At 64.2% G+C, this 15824-nt stretch carries 18 protein-coding genes; 6 read left to right on the top strand and 12 right to left on the bottom strand.

The genetic code is table 11. The features are described from left to right. Positions 1-3: 3 nt before the first annotated feature. The 3 genes from BCCGELA001_RS19940 to BCCGELA001_RS19930 form a co-directional block, all read right to left on the bottom strand. Positions 4-606 carry a PepSY domain-containing protein gene (locus BCCGELA001_RS19940; protein WP_008563917.1) on the bottom strand — a complete coding sequence of 201 codons (603 nt, stop codon included), beginning with the start codon at positions 604-606 and terminating at the stop codon, positions 4-6. A gap of 248 nt (positions 607-854) precedes the next feature. Then, entirely contained in the window at positions 855-1598 is a 744-nt protein-coding gene (locus BCCGELA001_RS19935) for a TetR/AcrR family transcriptional regulator (protein ID WP_060737740.1), read from the bottom strand. Between the two features lie 136 nt (positions 1599-1734). Beyond that, entirely contained in the window at positions 1735-2892 is a 1158-nt protein-coding gene (locus tag BCCGELA001_RS19930; protein ID WP_083543368.1) for a patatin-like phospholipase family protein, read from the bottom strand. A gap of 243 nt (positions 2893-3135) precedes the next feature. Here BCCGELA001_RS19930 and tgt point away from each other — a divergent pair, with 243 nt between their 5' ends. Further along, on the top strand, positions 3136-4281 hold the full coding sequence (gene tgt, locus BCCGELA001_RS19925) for a tRNA guanosine(34) transglycosylase Tgt (RefSeq protein WP_060736123.1): 1146 nt from the start codon (positions 3136-3138) through the stop codon (positions 4279-4281). A 10-nt stretch (positions 4282-4291) separates the two neighbouring features. Here the strand turns inward: tgt and BCCGELA001_RS19920 are convergent, their stop codons facing one another. After that, complete coding sequence (locus BCCGELA001_RS19920) at positions 4292-4510, bottom strand: hypothetical protein (RefSeq protein WP_008563902.1); 219 nt, start codon at positions 4508-4510, stop codon at positions 4292-4294. A 220-nt stretch (positions 4511-4730) separates the two neighbouring features. On the opposite strand from BCCGELA001_RS19920, the gene cysK reads away from it, so the two are divergent. Next, positions 4731-5720: a cysteine synthase A gene (gene cysK, locus BCCGELA001_RS19915; RefSeq protein ID WP_060736122.1), complete on the top strand. Its 990-nt coding sequence runs from the start codon at positions 4731-4733 to the stop codon at positions 5718-5720. Between the two features lie 3 nt (positions 5721-5723). Then, complete coding sequence (locus BCCGELA001_RS19910; RefSeq protein ID WP_008563889.1) at positions 5724-5963, top strand: BrnA antitoxin family protein; 240 nt, start codon at positions 5724-5726, stop codon at positions 5961-5963. A gap of 73 nt (positions 5964-6036) precedes the next feature. On the opposite strand, the gene BCCGELA001_RS19905 is transcribed toward BCCGELA001_RS19910, so the two are convergent. Both BCCGELA001_RS19905 and BCCGELA001_RS19900 read right to left on the bottom strand, forming a co-directional pair. Continuing rightward, complete coding sequence (locus tag BCCGELA001_RS19905) at positions 6037-7467, bottom strand: caspase family protein (RefSeq protein WP_060736121.1); 1431 nt, start codon at positions 7465-7467, stop codon at positions 6037-6039. Between the two features lie 203 nt (positions 7468-7670). Next, complete coding sequence (locus BCCGELA001_RS19900; protein WP_060736120.1) at positions 7671-8546, bottom strand: DMT family transporter; 876 nt, start codon at positions 8544-8546, stop codon at positions 7671-7673. A 146-nt stretch (positions 8547-8692) separates the two neighbouring features. Between BCCGELA001_RS19900 and BCCGELA001_RS19895 the strand changes: the two genes are divergently transcribed. Further along, the gene (locus BCCGELA001_RS19895; RefSeq protein WP_008569699.1) at positions 8693-9091 is read left to right on the top strand and encodes a RidA family protein; all 399 of its coding nucleotides are present in this window, start codon (positions 8693-8695) and stop codon (positions 9089-9091) included. Positions 9092-9145: 54 nt separating this feature from the next. Here the strand turns inward: BCCGELA001_RS19895 and BCCGELA001_RS19890 are convergent, their stop codons facing one another. From BCCGELA001_RS19890 to BCCGELA001_RS19885, 3 genes are all read right to left on the bottom strand, one after another. After that, positions 9146-9691, bottom strand: coding sequence for a hypothetical protein (locus BCCGELA001_RS19890; RefSeq protein WP_060736119.1), 546 nt, complete (start codon positions 9689-9691; stop codon positions 9146-9148). Then, positions 9636-9986 carry a hypothetical protein gene (locus BCCGELA001_RS36055; RefSeq protein ID WP_083543367.1) on the bottom strand — a complete coding sequence of 117 codons (351 nt, stop codon included), beginning with the start codon at positions 9984-9986 and terminating at the stop codon, positions 9636-9638. Before BCCGELA001_RS36055 ends, BCCGELA001_RS19890 begins: the two co-directional genes overlap by 56 nt. Positions 9987-10159: 173 nt before the next feature. Continuing rightward, a complete protein-coding gene (locus BCCGELA001_RS19885) occupies positions 10160-10747 on the bottom strand; it encodes a formyltransferase family protein (RefSeq protein ID WP_008563869.1) in 588 nt (195 codons plus the stop codon). Positions 10748-11244: 497 nt separating this feature from the next. Between BCCGELA001_RS19885 and BCCGELA001_RS19880 the strand changes: the two genes are divergently transcribed. After that, positions 11245-11463, top strand: coding sequence for a hypothetical protein (locus BCCGELA001_RS19880; protein ID WP_060737739.1), 219 nt, complete (start codon positions 11245-11247; stop codon positions 11461-11463). Between the two features lie 155 nt (positions 11464-11618). Further along, positions 11619-12050, top strand: a complete 432-nt coding sequence (locus BCCGELA001_RS19875) for a hypothetical protein (RefSeq protein ID WP_008563867.1) — start codon at positions 11619-11621, stop codon at positions 12048-12050. A 13-nt stretch (positions 12051-12063) separates the two neighbouring features. Here BCCGELA001_RS19875 and BCCGELA001_RS19870 read toward each other — a convergent pair whose 3' ends face one another. From BCCGELA001_RS19870 to BCCGELA001_RS19855, 3 genes are all read right to left on the bottom strand, one after another. Next, entirely contained in the window at positions 12064-12366 is a 303-nt protein-coding gene (locus tag BCCGELA001_RS19870) for a hypothetical protein (protein WP_008563866.1), read from the bottom strand. Between the two features lie 430 nt (positions 12367-12796). Beyond that, positions 12797-14845: an acetoacetate--CoA ligase gene (locus tag BCCGELA001_RS19860; RefSeq protein WP_008563864.1), complete on the bottom strand. Its 2049-nt coding sequence runs from the start codon at positions 14843-14845 to the stop codon at positions 12797-12799. 232 nt (positions 14846-15077) lie between these two features. Beyond that, on the bottom strand, positions 15078-15305 hold the full coding sequence (locus tag BCCGELA001_RS19855) for a hypothetical protein (protein ID WP_008563863.1): 228 nt from the start codon (positions 15303-15305) through the stop codon (positions 15078-15080). Positions 15306-15824: the final 519 nt, after the last annotated feature.

Here is a 15824-nt window from a genome sequence, read left to right as displayed (position 1 = left end):
TCGCTATTTCGTCCTGGCGCCCGGCGGCTCCAGGATGACCTCCTTGAGGTCGTCGCCGCTGATCACGACGATCGCGAAATTGAGCCGGCCGCGTTCGCGCACCAGTCCGCCGCTGATCGCCTTGCCCGAGGCCGCGCGTTCGGCGACGCGCACGGCATCGGCAAGGCGGTGCCTGATCGCGCCGAGCGCTGCGAGATTGCTGCGATCGTCGTGGTCGAGTTCGGCGAGGGGGAGGGCGGCTTCACCGCCGACGAGCTCTCCGGTCGAAGCATTGATGGTGTGGCGCCAGATCCGGTCGTTGTGCAGGGTCTTCACGCGGTAGACCGGGACACCCGAGCCTCCGTCGAAACTCACATCCGCCGTCGTGGCGCCGGCGTGTCGGCCTTCGGCAATCGCCATGGCCTGGCTGATCGAGATCGACGAGCTCCGGAAGCGCTCGACCTCGCGGCTCACCGCTTGGCGATCGGCCTCGGCGTTGCCATCTGTCTCGCTGTGAAGGGCGGTGGGTGTGCTTCCGGCCGAGACGATCGCCTGCGCCGGCGCTGCGATGAGCACGGCCGACAGGGTGGCGGCAAGAAACGTCCAGGGATGTCGTCGTGCCTTCATGCTCGAACCTTCCGCCAGCAAATGTGCCGGATGATCGTAAAGAATTCGCGGCCGACCTTGGGCAAAGGCCGGCCGCGGAGCGTCGTAGCAGGTTGTGCCCGCCGCGGCGTTCGAAACAGCACGAACCTCTTTGGGGCTGGTGAAAAAGCGGTCAGTGCTGTTATAACAAAACCATACCGTATCGTTTTATTTCGGTCAATGGCGCAGCCATGGCCCCCGGAGGATAAGGTCGCGCGCTCACGGAATTGTCAGCGGGACGAGCACCGCTGCGTGCCCTTGGCGGAGTTCTGGACGCGGTCGGCAGGCCCCAGCGCGCCAGCCAGGAATAGCTTGATCGCCGCCCGCATGCGCTTCTCCGCGGCCTTCATCTCCAGCGCCGTTCCAAACGTGGCCATGCGGTGGGTGTGACCGACGACGACGTCGAGAAACACCTCGGCGGCAATGGTGGTGTCTTCGACATCGAGCGCGCCTTGCGCCACGAGGTGGTCGAAGAAGCGCGCCGTGGTGGCGACGGCCTTGAGCCAGCCCTCCTCCTTGCCGAGCTTGGCGACGTCAGGAAAGTTGATGGCCTGTGACGTCATCATGCGGCTGAAGGCGACGGCGTCGGGGCCGCAGGTGAATGTGAGCATCTCGCGCCCGATCTCGATCAGCCGCTGCTCGACCGGGATGTTCGAGCCGCTCGAGAGCTGTGTCTCCGCCGCCGCGGAGAGCGGCGCAAGCCAGCGCGCGATCTCGCGCCTCAGAACGGCCGCAAACAGCCCGCGCTTGTTGCCGTAGCGGGAATAGACGGTGGGCTTGCTGACCCGGGCCGCTTCCGCGACCGCATCAAGCGAGGTCGCGTCGAAGCCGCGATCCAGGAACAGGCGGGTGGCGACCTCGATCAGCCGCTGGTCGCGCTCGATGGCGGCTGACTTCGTAGGCCGGCCACCGCGTGATTTCGTCACCTCGCGCCGCGGCGCTGCCGGTCTGGTCTTGGTCGCAGTCAATCCCATGCCCAATGATTCCTGCGCGGTCGTGATATCGGTCATTCGCTCTATATCGCGCAGGAGCGGAGGCGTCATCGCGAATCTGGCCGAATTGGCCGTATCGTCAACGGTTTCGGTATGGCCTCGTTCCCTCACGAGGGGATCACGGAAGCGACGAGGTCCAGGCTTGGCCGGCGGCGGCCTTGTCGTATCCGTACTGATACAGCGCCCGCATATAGGCGGTGTCGAACCCTTCCGAGGGCGCCGCCGGATAGTCGCGTGCGATGTAGGAGAGATGGAAGCCGAGGCGGTTACGTCTGGCAAAATCATAAGTCGAAAAGATGATCGAGCGCGTCTGCGACTGGGTGATCGCAGACAGGCTGCGCGAGGCGACGTCGATGGTGCTGTTGGAGACCAGCTCGAAATCGCGTTCGATCTTCTTGTTGACGAGGATGTAGATGTCCAGCTTCGCGCTGCCGGGCAGGCGGCTGCCCTGGAACAGCAGGGCATCCGGCAGCGTCAGCACCGGTGCCGTCACGCCACCGTCGACATGCATTTCCTGGAAGCGCCGGCCCTGGCCTTCGGCGTCGATCATGATCGGCGGAAACACCAGCGGAATGCTGGCGGAGGCCGCCATCACGTCGCGAAACAGTTTCAGCGCTTCGGGCGTTCCGACCGCGGCGATCTTGCCCATGTCCCAGATCGCTGTGCGCTGGGTGTCGAGATCGGTCGTCACGATCAGCAGCCGGCGTCCCCTGGCATTCTCGCGCGCGACCTGCGCCATGATCTCGGGCCCGACATAGCGGGCGACGAGCTCGCGCAGCCTCGTATTGCCGAACAGGCCAGATCCGAACAGCACGCGCATGATGCTGGGATCGTTCAAAAGGCTCTCTGCGATGCCGCTGGTGTAGACCTCCCTCAGCGTGTCGTCATATTGCGAGCCGAGGAAGGCAAAAGGCGCGATCAGGCCGCCGGTGCTCACGCCCGAGACGACAGAGAAGGTCGGACGGGTTCTGGCCGCCGTCCAGCCGTTGAGCACGCCGACGCCGTAAGCGCCATCGGCACCGCCGCCCGACAGCGCCAGATACGACTTCGTCGCCGTGCTGTTGTCCTTCTCGAAGCTGAACTTCGTGACGGGCTCGTCGGCGTAGCGCCTGAGGCCATCGATATCGAGCACGCGCGATGTGCTGGCTTCCGCGGCCGTATAGGGCGTGCGGGGCAGGGACGTGCAGGCGCCGAGCGCCAGGCTGCATACCAGGGCCAGGACGCCGCTCAGGCGGGCGCCTGTCCGCCTGATCCAGCCGTGCGGGTGGCTGGACATTTCGGTCGATCGTGAAGGGAGGGGCATCGTCGATGGCTGGCGATCACGCTTTTACCGCCGCCGGCAATTCTGCCGCGGCATTCTCGTCCAGCCCCAGGATAAAACTACACTGTATCGTTTTGTTTAACAAGGGCGGCAGGCGCCGACATAGGCCCGATTGTGTCCCAGTCTGAGCCATTGGCGGGCCGTGGCATGGTCCCGAGCGGGTTGATCGGCCTCGTCCGACACGCAATAAGCACCGCCATGAATCCCGACGATGACCTTCCCAATCACTTTGAGTTGCTCGCCACCGATGGCGCCGCGCGCACCGGACGCCTGACCACGCCGCACGGCGTGGTGCGGACGCCGGCCTTCATGCCGGTCGGCACCGCGGGTGCCATGAAGGGCATGCACTGGCGCGAGGTGCGTGACGCCGGCGCCGACATCGTGCTCGGCAACACCTATCATCTGATGCTGCGCCCCGGCGCCGAGCGGATCGCGGCGCTTGGCGGCTTGCAGACATTCACGGGGTGGAACGGGCCGATGCTGACGGATTCCGGCGGTTTCCAGGTGATGTCGCTGGCGGACTTGCGCAAGGTCAGCGAGCACGCCGTCACCTTCCGTTCGCATATCGACGGCGCCAAGGTCGAGCTGTCGCCGGAGCGCTCGATCGAGGTGCAGCGCCTCCTCGGCTCCGACATCGCCATGCAGATGGACGAATGCGTGCGGCTGCCCGCCGAGCGCGCCGACATCGAGCGCGCGATGCAATTATCGCTCCGCTGGGCCGAGCGCAGCAAGCGCGCCTTCGCGAGCGCGTCCGAGGGCTACATGCTGTTCGGCATCGTCCAGGGCGGCGACGTGCCGCAGCTTCGCCATGCAAGCGCGCAAGGCCTGGTCGAGATCGGCTTCCACGGCTATGCGATCGGCGGCCTCGCCGTCGGCGAGCCGCAGGCGGTGATGCTGGCGATGATCGACGAGACCGCACCGTTGCTTCCGAAACAGCGGCCGCGTTACCTCATGGGTGTCGGCACGCCCGATGACATCCTCGAGGCGGTGAAGCGCGGCGTCGACATGTTCGATTGCGTGATGCCGACCCGCAATGGCCGGCATGGCGTTGCCTTCACGCGCTTCGGCCAGGTCAATCTGCGCAATGCGCGCCACGCCGACGATCCGCGACCGCTCGACGAGGAGAGCTCATGGCCGTCGACGCGCAGCTGCGCGCGCGCCTATTTGCATCATCTCGTCAAGGCGGGCGAGACACTGGGGGCGATGCTGCTGTCCGAGATCAACGTCGCTTACTATCAGTCCCTGATGCAGGGCATCCGGGACGCGATCGCACAGGGCAAGTTCGAGGAGTTCTACCAGCGTACGCGCGAGGACTGGGCGAGGGGCGATATCGCCCCGCGCTAGCTTGCAGAGATCAGTTGCATACGAAACGCGTCTTGACAGCGTGCTTGGTCACGAAGCCGTACCCGCAATTGTCGCAGGTCCAGAGATAGCTGATCATGTGGTCCGAGACGTAGGCGGATGCTTCGGCGGCGACCATCGAGTCGGCGCAGACCGGACAGGTGGGCAACTCGCTGCAACGCGGATCGCGGTTCAGCGCGACGGTCGACATCACTTCAGCAACTGCTGACATCGTGGTGACCTCCCTGCTTTAAGACGTAAGTCTAACATAAGCAGAAGAGGTTGACGAGGTCGCAACACAAATGCGTTGGTTTTCTGATATTTGCAGCTCACGTGATTTTGCGATGCAGCGTATTTAACATGTGCCGCATTGCCGCTTGCGTGTCGCCGCGAGCTGTCCGTAACTGCGTAGGGCCACGACAGAAGCGCATTGTTGCCACAGGGAGCTCATCATGGACGCATCGTTGGAGAAGGCTGCGAAAACGGGTGCAGCGCACCAACCCGGCCGCGGCCGGATCTATGACTCGATCGTCGACACCTTCGGCAACACGCCGATCGTGCGCTTGCGCCGGCTGCCCGCCATGCACGGCGTGAACGCGACGATTTTGGCAAAACTGGAATATTTCAATCCGGCCGCGAGCGTGAAGGACCGCATCGGTGCGGCCATGATCATCGCCATGGAGAAGGCCGGCATCATCAAGCCGGACACCGTGCTGATCGAGCCGACCTCCGGCAATACCGGTATCGCGCTCGCCTTCGTCGCGGCCTCGCGCGGCTACCGCCTCAAGCTGGTGATGCCGGAATCGATGTCGATCGAGCGGCGCAAGATGCTGGCCTTTCTCGGCGCGGAGCTCGTGTTGACGCCGGCAGCCCAGGGCATGAAGGGCGCCATCGCAGTCGCAGAAGAATTGTTGAAGACGACGCCGAACTCGGTGATGCCGCAGCAGTTCAAGAACCTCGCCAATCCCGAGGTGCATCGCCGCACCACGGCGGAGGAGATCTGGAACGATACGGCCGGCAACATCGATGTCTTCGTTGCCGGTGTCGGCACCGGAGGCACCATCACCGGCGTCGGCCAGGTGTTGAAGCCGCGCAAGCCGTCCTTGCGGGTGGTGGCGGTCGAGCCGGAGGAGAGCCCGGTGCTCTCGGGCGGCCAGCACACCCCGCACAAGATCCAGGGCATCGGCGCCGGCTTCGTGCCTGACATTCTCGACCGCTCTGTGATTGACGAGATCGTGAAGGTCAACTCGATGACGGCGATCGAGACCTCGCGCGCGCTGGCGCGGCATGAAGGCATTCCGGGCGGCATCTCATCGGGCGCTGCGATCGCGGCCGCGCTCGAGATCGGCAAGCGTCCGGAAGCTTCCGGGAAAACCATCCTCGCGATCGTGCCGTCCTTCTCCGAGCGGTATCTTTCGACGGCTCTGTTTGAGGGAATCTAGCGCATGGCGGATCAACCGAGACGGCCGCGGACACTTGGCGATGCCAGGACGGAAGCCGAGGCGGCGTTCAAGAAGGTGACGGCCAAGGTCGCTGCGGCGCCGCCCAAGCAAAACGCCGTTCCTGGTATCAAGGAGCAGGTCACGCTGCGCATCGACCAGGACGTGTTGGCGTTCTTCCAGGAGGGCGGGCCGGGCTGGCAGGACCGCATCAACGAGGCACTGCGGAAGGCCGCGGGGAAGTAGGCGCCGCGCGATCAGCGTCCGCAAAGAAAAAGCCCGGCGCGAGCCGGGCTTTGTCTTGAGAGTGCTTGGCGCCTCAGCGGCGGAACATGCCGCCCATCATGCCGCCGACGACGCCGCCGACGAAGGCCGCACCGGCAGCATCGCCGGGATTGCTGCGATGCTGCGCTGGTGCCGGCGCGCTGCTCTGGGCCGGGGCGCTGGCCGCGCGCTTGGCTGGCTTCTGGCTGGTGTCGCTCGCCGTCGCCGGGGCAGCCACGATCTCCGAGAGCAGGGCTTTGTGCTGGAGCTTGTTCAGGTAGCCCGATGTAGGATAGCCGCGCGCTGTCTGCCAGCGCTTGAGCACGGATCGCGTCTCGTCGTCGAACACGCCGGTCAGCTTGGTGTCGAAGCCGAGCGCTGTCAGTCGACGCTGCACATCGCGGCGCTTGTTCTTGTCGAGGCCGATCTGATCCTCGGTGACCTGGGTGGACTCGTCGGTAAAGGTCGCGGGATCGACGCCGGCGTTCAGCGTGCGGGTCGCGGTCGAGGGGCCGCTCTTGATCGCCGCGAGACGGGCCAGCGCCAGCGCCTTGAACTGACCGTTCGGATAGGCCGTGAGATAGGCGTTGAGCTCCTCCGGCTTGTTGGATTCCTTCACCGAGCGCCAGTACTCGAGCTCGACACCGTCCGAGCTGCCGGCTGCGGCTGGCAGGATGCCGGTCGCGGTCGGCGCCGCGGTGGCGACCTGGGTGGTCGGCGCCTGATTGAGGTAGACGCTGCCAGTCAGGTTGGTATGGCCCCAGGGCAGCTGGCCCTTGCGGGTCTCTTCGTTGACCTGGGCGCGCACCGACGTCATCGCCTGCTGGATCTCGACGCCCGGCCTGGTGATGTTGTCGATCAGCGCGCGGGTGAACGGGCTGTTGTTGCCCTCCTGGCCGTCGAGCGCGGTCTGGCCGGGGCCGGTGGCGAACGCGATCAGCGTGCCTTCACCGGACTTCATCTCGGCAAGGCCGCTCTGCACGTTGACGCTGCGGGTGGCGGCATTCGACTTGATCTTGGCGGCAAACGGATTGTCGCGGCAGGCGTCGAGGAAGACCAGCTTGACCTTGGCATCGCCCATGGTCTGCTCGAGCGTCAGGTCGATGTTGATGGCGGCGCCCAGCTTGACGTCCATCTCCGATTTGATGTCGGCGTCGACCGGCAGCAAATAGTTTGTGCCGCTGACGGCGATGCCGTGCCCGGCATAGTAGAACAGCGCGATGTCGGAACCCTGCGCCTTGCGGCCGAAGTCGAGCAGCTTCTCCGTCATCTGGTCGCGGCTGAGATTGGATCCCTCGATTACCTCGAAGCCGACATTGCGCAGCGTCGCCGCCATCGCCTTGGCGTCGATCGGCGGGTTCGGCAATTGCGCGACGTTCTTGTAGTTGCCGTTGCCAACGACGAAAGCGACGCGGCGGTCGGCCTTCGCGGCACTGACCGACAGAGCCATGCACATCAGCGAAGCGAGGAGGGTGAGATAGCGCATCTGAGATCCCCAACAGAATCGAATTGCAGGCAGCAACGAATTGAAAACGAACCTACACGAAGTGCCCGACTTCGTGCCACCAAAACGGCAGTATGTCGCATCCAAACCGCTGCTGTGTGGCCGAATGTGCACGATGGGCAGCTTCCCCAACGTGATCCAAATCACACGGCTACTTTGTTTTGTCGCGTGAGGCGGCGGCAGGTTCACTGTGCGCGAGCGGGAACCACGGACGCCGGTTTCAGATTTAGAAGATTGCCGCAGAGGATTAGCGCCGCGCCGAGCACGGTCCAGGCGTCGAGGCGCTCGGAATACAGCAGCCAGCCGGCCGTCGCCGTGAGTGGAACCCGCAGGAAGTCCATGGGAACCACGATGGTCGCATCGGCATACCGGAGCGCGCTGGCAAGGCAATAGTGCGAGAACGTGCCGCAGACCCCGATGACGAAGAGCCAACCCCACATGTGGGCCGATGGCCAAGTCCAGACATAGAGTGTCGGCAGCAGGCCGACGACCATCTGGACGATGATCATCCAGAACAGGATCGACAAGGCGCTCTCGGTTCGGGTCAGCGACTTCGCCAATATCATGGAGATGCTGAAGCCAATCGCAGCTCCCAGCGCGATCAACTGACCCGGATTGATCTCGCCGGTGGCGGGCCGCACGATCATGACAACGCCGATGACGCCGAGCACGACCGCGGCGATCTTCCAGACCGTCATGCGCTCGGACAGGAATGTTGCCGCCAGCAGCGCCGTCCAGATCGGCATGGTGAATTCGATCGCGACGACCTGGCCGATCCCGATCAGCGTCAGCGCGTAGAACCAGCCGAGCTGTGCGAAATAATGGACACCATTGCGCGCGAGGTGCTGGGGCAGGCGTTGGGTCGCGACCGCCTTGAAGCCGCCGGCGCGGAAAATGAATGGCAGAAGCAGGAAGAACCCGATCACCGATCGGACTTCCATGATCTGGAAAACGCTCAGCTCACGCGTGGTCTCGCGCCCGGCGACCGCCATGACCAGCATCAGCGCCAGCCAGCCCGCCATCCACAGTGCAGCCATCGTTTTGGACGGTGTCGCAGTCATGAGTGTGGGTGCGGAAAATCGTGCCTGAGGGGAGGCCGGTATCGGCGACATCGCTGCCGTTTGCAACGGCCAAATCTGCGGATGCAGCGATGCAGGAGGACGTGCTAAGGCAGCATTGAACAACAAGACAAGGGAGAGCTTCGCTCATGCAAATCTTGCAACCGGCCGAATGGAAGAAACCGCGCGGCTTTTCCCACGGCGTCGTGGTCCAGGGGCCCGGCCGCTGGGTGGTTCTCGCCGGGCAGACCGGCGGCGATGAGACCGGCAACTACGCGCCCGACATGGCGGCACAGGTTGCGACCGCGCTGAAGCGGATCATCAAGCTCTTGGCGGAGGCCGGCGCGGGCCCCGAGCACATCGTTCGTTTGACCTGGTACCTGACCAGCCGCAGCGAATATGAGGCCGCGGGCCCGGGCATCGGCGCGGCCTGGAAGGAGACGCTGGGGCGCAATTTCCCGCCCTCGACGCTGCTTTACATCGGTGGCCTGGTAGACGAGCGGGCCAAGGTCGAGATCGAGGTCACAGCGTTTGTGCCGAACGCATAAAAAATCGACCCGGCGCGGACGCCGGGTCGATCGTTGGGTCACGGCGCTGTCGTCTTACTTCGACAGCGAGATGTTGGCGCCGCGGAACTGGCTGTCCGCGCGCATCGAGACGTTCTGCTTGTTGCCGCTCGTCTTCAGCGAGATGTTGGCGTTAAAGCCGGCGGTGGAGGCAACCAGCTCGTAATTGCCGCCGGCGCCGCGGCCCTGGAGCGAGCCGGAGATGTTGCGGCTGGCTTCGGACCAGCTGCCGGCGATGGCGCCGCCCTCAGCCCTGACATTGGCGCCGAGGTTGAACTTGTAGGCATCGCTGGCGCAGGTCAGCGACATCTCCATGGTCGGTCCGATCGGGGCGTACTTGGCCCGGCAGCGGATGCGTTCGGTCGAGCCGTCGTCCAGTGTGACGGTGCCGCTGCCGCTCCAGCTGCCCGCGAGCGAGGCAAACGGGCCGGACTGGGCGTTGCTTTCCGTGTTGGCGAGACCCGCCGCAAACAAAACGGCGGCCGCGATCAGCAGCCGCCGGCCTTTGGCGCGAGCCTCAATTGGTTTATTGGCGCGATGCTTCCCACCGCCCGCTGCACGGTATGCCTGCAGATGCTCCATTCCACTTCCCCGATCCGGCGTTGCCGTTGAGTTGACCGTTGGCATATGCACCATTGATCGAAACTTTCACAAGTCCCCCGCTGCCGATGGTGCCGGAAACGTTAGCGCCCGGCGCGGAGATCTTGCCGTCGGCAACCGTCAGCATGGAGCTTGCGGTCGGCTCGCAGGAGCCGCTCTTGGTCACGATCGTGACCTGCCAATTGCCGTCATAGGGGCTCTGGGCAAAGGCGGGAGACGCTAGGGTGGCGGAGAAAACTGAGGCGGCACAGAGCACCGCAATGCGACCAAAACGCATGAATTCCGTCCTTGAATCTGTCTGATATGCTGTCGCTTATTCGGACGAAATGTGACGGAAATTTGTTGCGACGCCAAACCGAAAATTGTTCCTGTGGGAGCAATGGTTTATTTGGGTTTTTGCCTCCGATTTTTGAAGCAGAATCAATGCGACTTCACGTTAAGGGTAAAACATCACGAGAGACTCGGGGCCGAGGTTGCGAACTGCTCGTCCTGAACCTTGGCCGGAAGCGCCTTGTGGACTTTGGCGTAGTCGATCACGTCGGCCAGCAGCTTGAGGCCGAGGGGCGCCAGCGCGCGCTCCCAGAGCTCCCGCGCCGTCTCGCCCTTCCTGACGAAGCACCAGTCCTGGGCGGCGATGGCGCCTGCGTCCATGCGGTCGGCGAGGTGGTAGATCGTGCCGCCGGCGATCGGGTCGCCTTCCTTGATGGTCCATTCCACGGCTGCCTTGCCGCGATGGCGCGGCAATAGCGAGGGATGATAGCCGATTCCACCCAGCTTGGCCGCGGCGAGCGCGTCCTTGCCGATCCGGGCGTGGCTGTGCGCCGTGATGATCAGGTCAGTATCGGGCGCGATCTCGGAGGCCACCACCAGCTTCGGATTGGCCTGGACCACCACCTCGATGCCGGCCGCCTTGGCGGCCGCGGCGAGACGATCGTCGGCATCCGCCACCACGACCCGAACGATCGTGACGCTGTGCTCCCGGAGCATGTTCAGGGTGGTCACGCCGAAATGTCGGGAGCCGACCAGGGTAATGCGCATGGGTGTCCGATCTGTCTCGCAGTTGCGTCATCTCCCGATAACACGTCCGGACGCCCTGTCACCATCCGCGCCGCGTTTGGGTGGGTTATCAACAATGCACCAGCCGCCGGACGAATTCCGCGGCTGGCGGCTCGGCCCGGCGCTGCATGTGCGCATGACCAGCGTCGCGGACTGGCCACGGTCGAGCCGGCAAGTGATGCGTGCCTCGGTTCCTGTGTTTCTTTCTAGACAGAAGAGATGCTCGCTCTGCCGTAAGAATGACGGACCGGGGCTGGCGACATTTCAACCCGCATCCGTTTTCGAACCCGGCTTGGCCGCTGGCATGGTTGCCAGCGGCTTTTTCATGTCGCCATGACGAAATCACCCCGCGGTAACATGTTCTCAACCAGCTTGGCGTATCGACGAATCCGTCGCGGATTTGTATTGCGTACCGCGACACCGAAAATGTCCCGCCGGCGTGGGTGCGTCGCGCGGGCTTTTTCGCCGGGACCGATTTCATGCCGAGCGCGATTGAGCAGATCGTCGACATTTATGTCCGGCTGAAGAACCGGCGCGGCCTCGACGAGCTGATGATGCACAGACAGCGGCTCGCGGTCGATCTGAAGAGCAGGTCGGGCTATGATTTCAGTCTGCCCATCGGCAAGATCGACGAGGAGATCGCGATCATCGAGGCAGGCCTCGGCAGACTGAAGGCGGAGCAATCCACGACCTTGTAGCGGGATCCGGCACTTGCGACCTCCTGCGGTACGACGCATCGCCGCATTTCGATCCTGGTTCATGTAAGGTTCAGCGCGGCCGGGGCTCAATCGGCAGGTCGTTTCGTGGGACACGAATCCTGCTAGGCTTGTCCCGGTCATTTGGAGGAGAGGTCATGATCGTGCTTGCGCTGGCTGGCTTGATTGCATTTGCAAACGTGCCCGCGGCACCGCCGGAGCCGATGATGGAGCAGGTTCAGTTCAGGGGTGGTCCAACCGGGCAATGTCCTCATGGGTATGATTACAACCACTCGAACGGCCGCTGCTATCCCAACAACGCTCATGCGCCAGGCGTCTACAACAGGGGCTACGGACCGGGCTATGGAGGTGGCGGCTATGCAGGCGGCGGCCTCTGTCCGCACGGGTATGACTACAATTATTCGGATGGCAGCTGCTATCCGCACGGCGCGCGTGCCCCCGGCACCTATGGGCGTTCCCAAGCCTATGGACGTCGTGGCGGGCTCTGCCCCGACGGTTTCGCGTACAATTATTCGGACGGCCAATGCTACCGCAACGGCATGCAGCCGCGAGGATACTACGGGCGCTAGTTGATCGGATCGCTCAGTCGCGCCGGCCGCCGTCGATGACCGTGAACAACGGCCGCGCCTGAGTCGGCTCGACCAGCAGCTCTTCCACCAGCGCGGTTGCCGCATCCACATATTTGCGCGTCGGCTTGTCGAGCGGCCGCCTGGCCTCGTCGTCGAGCGCGACTTTCGCGGCCTCGACCAGCTTGCGCATGCGCGCCGCATGGTCATCACCCGCTGTCAGCGTGGCGCGTGCCAGCGAGCGCAGCACGAACAGCTCGCCTTCGAGGCGCAGCAGACGGTCGTTGAGCCTGGTGAGGACGGCGTTGAGGTCGGCCATGGCCTGATGTTCGGCGCGGGAGGATTCGTCCTGATCTAGCGGCGATCGGTGAACGGAGTCCAAACGCCATAGGCGCAATTGGGTCGATCGTCCGGTCCAAGTCGGGGACCCGCGCGATCCCATCGATGTGAGCGATTGTGACGCGAAGATGAATGGTGCGGGCGGTTCCGTGAACCACATGATGGGCGGGGACGTCTGGAGACCGTGCGATGCGTGCTGTCCTGGTTTTACTTCTCCTGATGTCAACGTGCGCGTCGGCCGCGGCAGCGCCGAGGCATCACGCACGTCCGCGGAACCACGTCATGGTCCATTCCGACGCGCGTGTGGCCGTTCCGCCCGGCTGGTACAAGTTTCCCGGCTATCCGCCGATCCCGCCGTCCGAAAACAGGAATCTCGATCCCTCCAATTTCGGCGGCGGGTGATCGCGGCTTCACGCTGCCGTTCTGGCCAGGTAGTCGCGCGCGAAGGCGAGATACCAGCCGAGACAGCCGGGATTGGCCATCGCCTCCTTGTTGATGACCTTTTCGACCGCCTGGCCAAGCAGGAGCTTCTTAATAGGCAGCTCCTGCTTCTTGCCGGAGAGCGTGCGCGGGATCTCGGCGACGGCGAAAATTTCGTTCGGCAGGAAACGCCGGGATAGACCGATCTCGATCGCCTTGTTGATCTTGGCCTGCATCGTATCGTCGAGCGCGACGCCGTCGCGCAGCACCACGAACAGCGGCATGTAGCTGTCGCGGCCGAGATACTCGAGATCCACAACGAGGGAGTCCAGCACCTCCGGCAGAGCCTCGATCGCGGAATAGAGCTCGCTCGTGCCCATGCGCAGGCCGTGCCGGTTGATCGTCGCATCGCTGCGGCCATAGATGACGCAGGAGCCGTCCGCATTGACCTTGAGCCAGTCGCCGTGCCGCCACACGGGCCCGCGACCGCTGTCGTCGAAATTGTCCGGATAGGTCTCGAAATAGCTGGCCCGATAGCGCGCGCCGTCCTTGTCGTTCCAGAAATACAGCGGCATCGACGGCATCGGCTCGGTGCAGACGAGCTCGCCGACCTCGCCCGTGACGGCGCGACCCTGGTCATTGAACGCCTCGACTGCGGCGCCGAGCAGGCGGCACTGCATCGCACCGGGTGTCTGCGGCAGCTCGCGATTACCGCCAATGAAGGCGCCGGCGAAGTCGGTGCCGCCGGAGATGTTGGCCCACCAGATGTCCGCCTGCGCCTTGCTGCCGTTGGTCGCCGACAACGTCGCAAAGCGCGCATTGAACCAGCCCTGCGTGTCGGCGCTGAGCGGCGAGCCGGTCGAGCCGAGACACCGCAGTCGCGTCAGATCGCCGGCGGCCGCCAGATCGACCTCGGCCTTGGCGCAATTCGCGAAGAATGCCGCCCCCGCGCCGAAGAAGGTCGCCTTCGATTGCGCGACGAAACGCCACAATGTGGTCCAGTCCGGATTGTCCTTGGTGCCGCCGGGGCTGCCGTCGAAAATGCAGCAGGTGGTGCCGCCGAGCAGGCCACCGACCTGCGAATTCCACATGATCCAGCCGGTCGAAGAGTACCAGTGATAGCGCTCGCCGAACGAGTTCTGGTGATAGGAGCAGCCGATATCATTGTGCAGGCCCAGCAGCGCCAGTACCACGATGACGATGCCGCCATGACCGTGGACGATCGGCTTCGGTAGGCCGGTGGTGCCGCTGGAATAAACGATCCAGAGCGGGTGATCGAATGGCAGCCAGGTTGGCTCGAAGGCGTCGATGGCAGCGCCCGTCATGGCGACGACGTCGGAGAGCAGGGCGTCCGGAGCAGCGGGCGGGGCGACCTCGCTGTGCAGGATAACGTGCTCGACCGTAGGCAGCGAACGCCGCAGCTCGGCAACGACATCCTTGCGGTCGTGGTGTCGGCCGGCATAGCGAACGGCGTCGCAGGCGATCAGCACTTTCGGCTCGATCTGCTTGAAGCGGTCGATCACAGCCGGTGCAGCCATATCGGGCGCGCAGACGCTCCAGACGGCGCCGATGCTGGCGGCTGCAAGGAATGCGATGATGGTCTCGGGGATGTTGGGCAGATAGGCCGCAACACGGTCGCCGGGCTTGATGCCTTTGTCCTTCAGATGCAGCGCGAGTGCAGCGGCCTTGCGCCGCAGCTCGGGCCAGCTCGTCTCCGTCAGCCTGCCGTCCTCACCGGCGCTGACGATCGCAGGCAGGCCTGCGGCATCGGCGGCCTCGACATGGCGGAACACCTGCCGCGCATAATTGACCTGTGCACCGGGAAACCACACCGCACCGGGCATCTTGCGCTCGGCGATTACGGTCGCGAATGGCGTCGGTGATTGCAGGTCGTAATAGTCCCAGATGCTGCGCCAGAAGCCGTCGAGATCGCGAACCGACCACTGCCGCATGTCCTCGTAGCTCGAGAATGTGAGGCCACGCTTCTCGGCAAGCCAGGTGCGGTAGAGAGCGATCTGCGGAACGAAGGGGGCGGTCATCACGTATCGACTTCACTGAGGCAGGAAAGGTAGAGAAGTGTGAACTTAGCGTGTCCCTGACCCGCTGCAACGCCCCAGGCGCGTCGGGGACGCGCGAAAATCGCCCGCGACGCTGCGGCGCCGGGGCGGGTCTCAGCATGTGCTACCATGTGGGGCGGCTCGTCAGCGCGGCCACTCTTGCACAGGGACGATCTCGCTGATGCGATCCGGCTGCCACGATGGGCGGCGAGATCTAATAGCCCGCGTCCGCCCAGCGCCGTCCGAACACGGGCGGCCTCGTCTTCACCGCTTCCCAGCGGAAGAAGTGATGCCCGCCGGACCAGCTATGCACCACGCTGCTGCAGATGCTGCATTTGAAACAGCCGGAATGCGTATCGGCATGTTCCTCCCTGGTCGCGGTGTAGCTCATGCTGCAACCCGCACAGGTGAATTGTTCGATCGTCCAGATGCTGTTGGCCATTGCACTGAATGTTTCTTGGGACCTCGCCGACGGTAGCCGGGCGGCTTTTGCAGCGGCGTAAACCGGCCCAGAAAAATCCGGTTAATCGACGTTAGCCAAGCCGGGCTGCTTGTTGCGGCCGACGGGCAAACTCTTGCCAGCTGCGCATCAATCGTTCGCCGGGCCCGTCCGCATGTCACGATCGATGCGCATTTTCACGCGCCGGATGGCGAGCTGCGGCAATCTGCCTTGCACTCGGCCGGAGCGCACCTTCTCGCCGATGGAATAGGCGTACCGCCAATAGCCGGGCGCACTGTTGCGCGTCAGCGAGAAATGGATGCTGCGGTGAATTCCCGCGTGGGAATCTGGCTCCGTGGGGCGACCCGCCATCGTCCTGGAATGCGCTTTTTGCCGAAGCGTTCCTAATTCCGGAAGGGGCCTTCCGGCGGCTGGGCAGGCGCTCGTCTTGACGGCGGTTCCGCAGCTGGCATAACGGATTGGCCTCGCAAGTTGCCGGAAGTTGCGTTCATGTCGCAGGGA

Origin of the sequence: Bradyrhizobium sp. CCGE-LA001, from assembly GCF_000296215.2 — a bacterium.
In the GTDB taxonomy this organism is placed as follows: domain Bacteria; phylum Pseudomonadota; class Alphaproteobacteria; order Rhizobiales; family Xanthobacteraceae; genus Bradyrhizobium.
The sequence above is the reverse complement of the archived record's forward strand: the minus strand, read 5'-3'. Positions and strand labels throughout refer to the sequence as shown.

What these genes read in the sequence shown, in the direction of transcription:
- BCCGELA001_RS19860 (WP_008563864.1), bottom strand. Translation starts at nt 14,845, where the DNA reads ATGACCGCCCCCTTCGTTCCGCAGATCGCTCTCTACCGCACCTGGCTT.
- BCCGELA001_RS19935 (WP_060737740.1), bottom strand. Translation starts at nt 1,598, where the DNA reads ATGGGATTGACTGCGACCAAGACCAGACCGGCAGCGCCGCGGCGCGAG.
- BCCGELA001_RS19920 (WP_008563902.1), bottom strand. Translation starts at nt 4,510, where the DNA reads ATGTCAGCAGTTGCTGAAGTGATGTCGACCGTCGCGCTGAACCGCGAT.
- BCCGELA001_RS36055 (WP_083543367.1), bottom strand. Translation starts at nt 9,986, where the DNA reads ATGCGTTTTGGTCGCATTGCGGTGCTCTGTGCCGCCTCAGTTTTCTCC.
- BCCGELA001_RS19880 (WP_060737739.1), top strand. Translation starts at nt 11,245, where the DNA reads ATGCCGAGCGCGATTGAGCAGATCGTCGACATTTATGTCCGGCTGAAG.
- BCCGELA001_RS19910 (WP_008563889.1), top strand. Translation starts at nt 5,724, where the DNA reads ATGGCGGATCAACCGAGACGGCCGCGGACACTTGGCGATGCCAGGACG.
- BCCGELA001_RS19890 (WP_060736119.1), bottom strand. Translation starts at nt 9,691, where the DNA reads ATGGAGCATCTGCAGGCATACCGTGCAGCGGGCGGTGGGAAGCATCGC.
- BCCGELA001_RS19875 (WP_008563867.1), top strand. Translation starts at nt 11,619, where the DNA reads ATGATCGTGCTTGCGCTGGCTGGCTTGATTGCATTTGCAAACGTGCCC.
- BCCGELA001_RS19905 (WP_060736121.1), bottom strand. Translation starts at nt 7,467, where the DNA reads ATGCGCTATCTCACCCTCCTCGCTTCGCTGATGTGCATGGCTCTGTCG.
- BCCGELA001_RS19930 (WP_083543368.1), bottom strand. Translation starts at nt 2,892, where the DNA reads ATGTCCAGCCACCCGCACGGCTGGATCAGGCGGACAGGCGCCCGCCTG.
- BCCGELA001_RS19885 (WP_008563869.1), bottom strand. Translation starts at nt 10,747, where the DNA reads ATGCGCATTACCCTGGTCGGCTCCCGACATTTCGGCGTGACCACCCTG.
- BCCGELA001_RS19855 (WP_008563863.1), bottom strand. Translation starts at nt 15,305, where the DNA reads ATGGCCAACAGCATCTGGACGATCGAACAATTCACCTGTGCGGGTTGC.
- BCCGELA001_RS19870 (WP_008563866.1), bottom strand. Translation starts at nt 12,366, where the DNA reads ATGGCCGACCTCAACGCCGTCCTCACCAGGCTCAACGACCGTCTGCTG.
- BCCGELA001_RS19895 (WP_008569699.1), top strand. Translation starts at nt 8,693, where the DNA reads ATGCAAATCTTGCAACCGGCCGAATGGAAGAAACCGCGCGGCTTTTCC.
- cysK (WP_060736122.1), top strand. Translation starts at nt 4,731, where the DNA reads ATGGACGCATCGTTGGAGAAGGCTGCGAAAACGGGTGCAGCGCACCAA.
- BCCGELA001_RS19900 (WP_060736120.1), bottom strand. Translation starts at nt 8,546, where the DNA reads ATGACTGCGACACCGTCCAAAACGATGGCTGCACTGTGGATGGCGGGC.
- tgt (WP_060736123.1), top strand. Translation starts at nt 3,136, where the DNA reads ATGAATCCCGACGATGACCTTCCCAATCACTTTGAGTTGCTCGCCACC.
- BCCGELA001_RS19940 (WP_008563917.1), bottom strand. Translation starts at nt 606, where the DNA reads ATGAAGGCACGACGACATCCCTGGACGTTTCTTGCCGCCACCCTGTCG.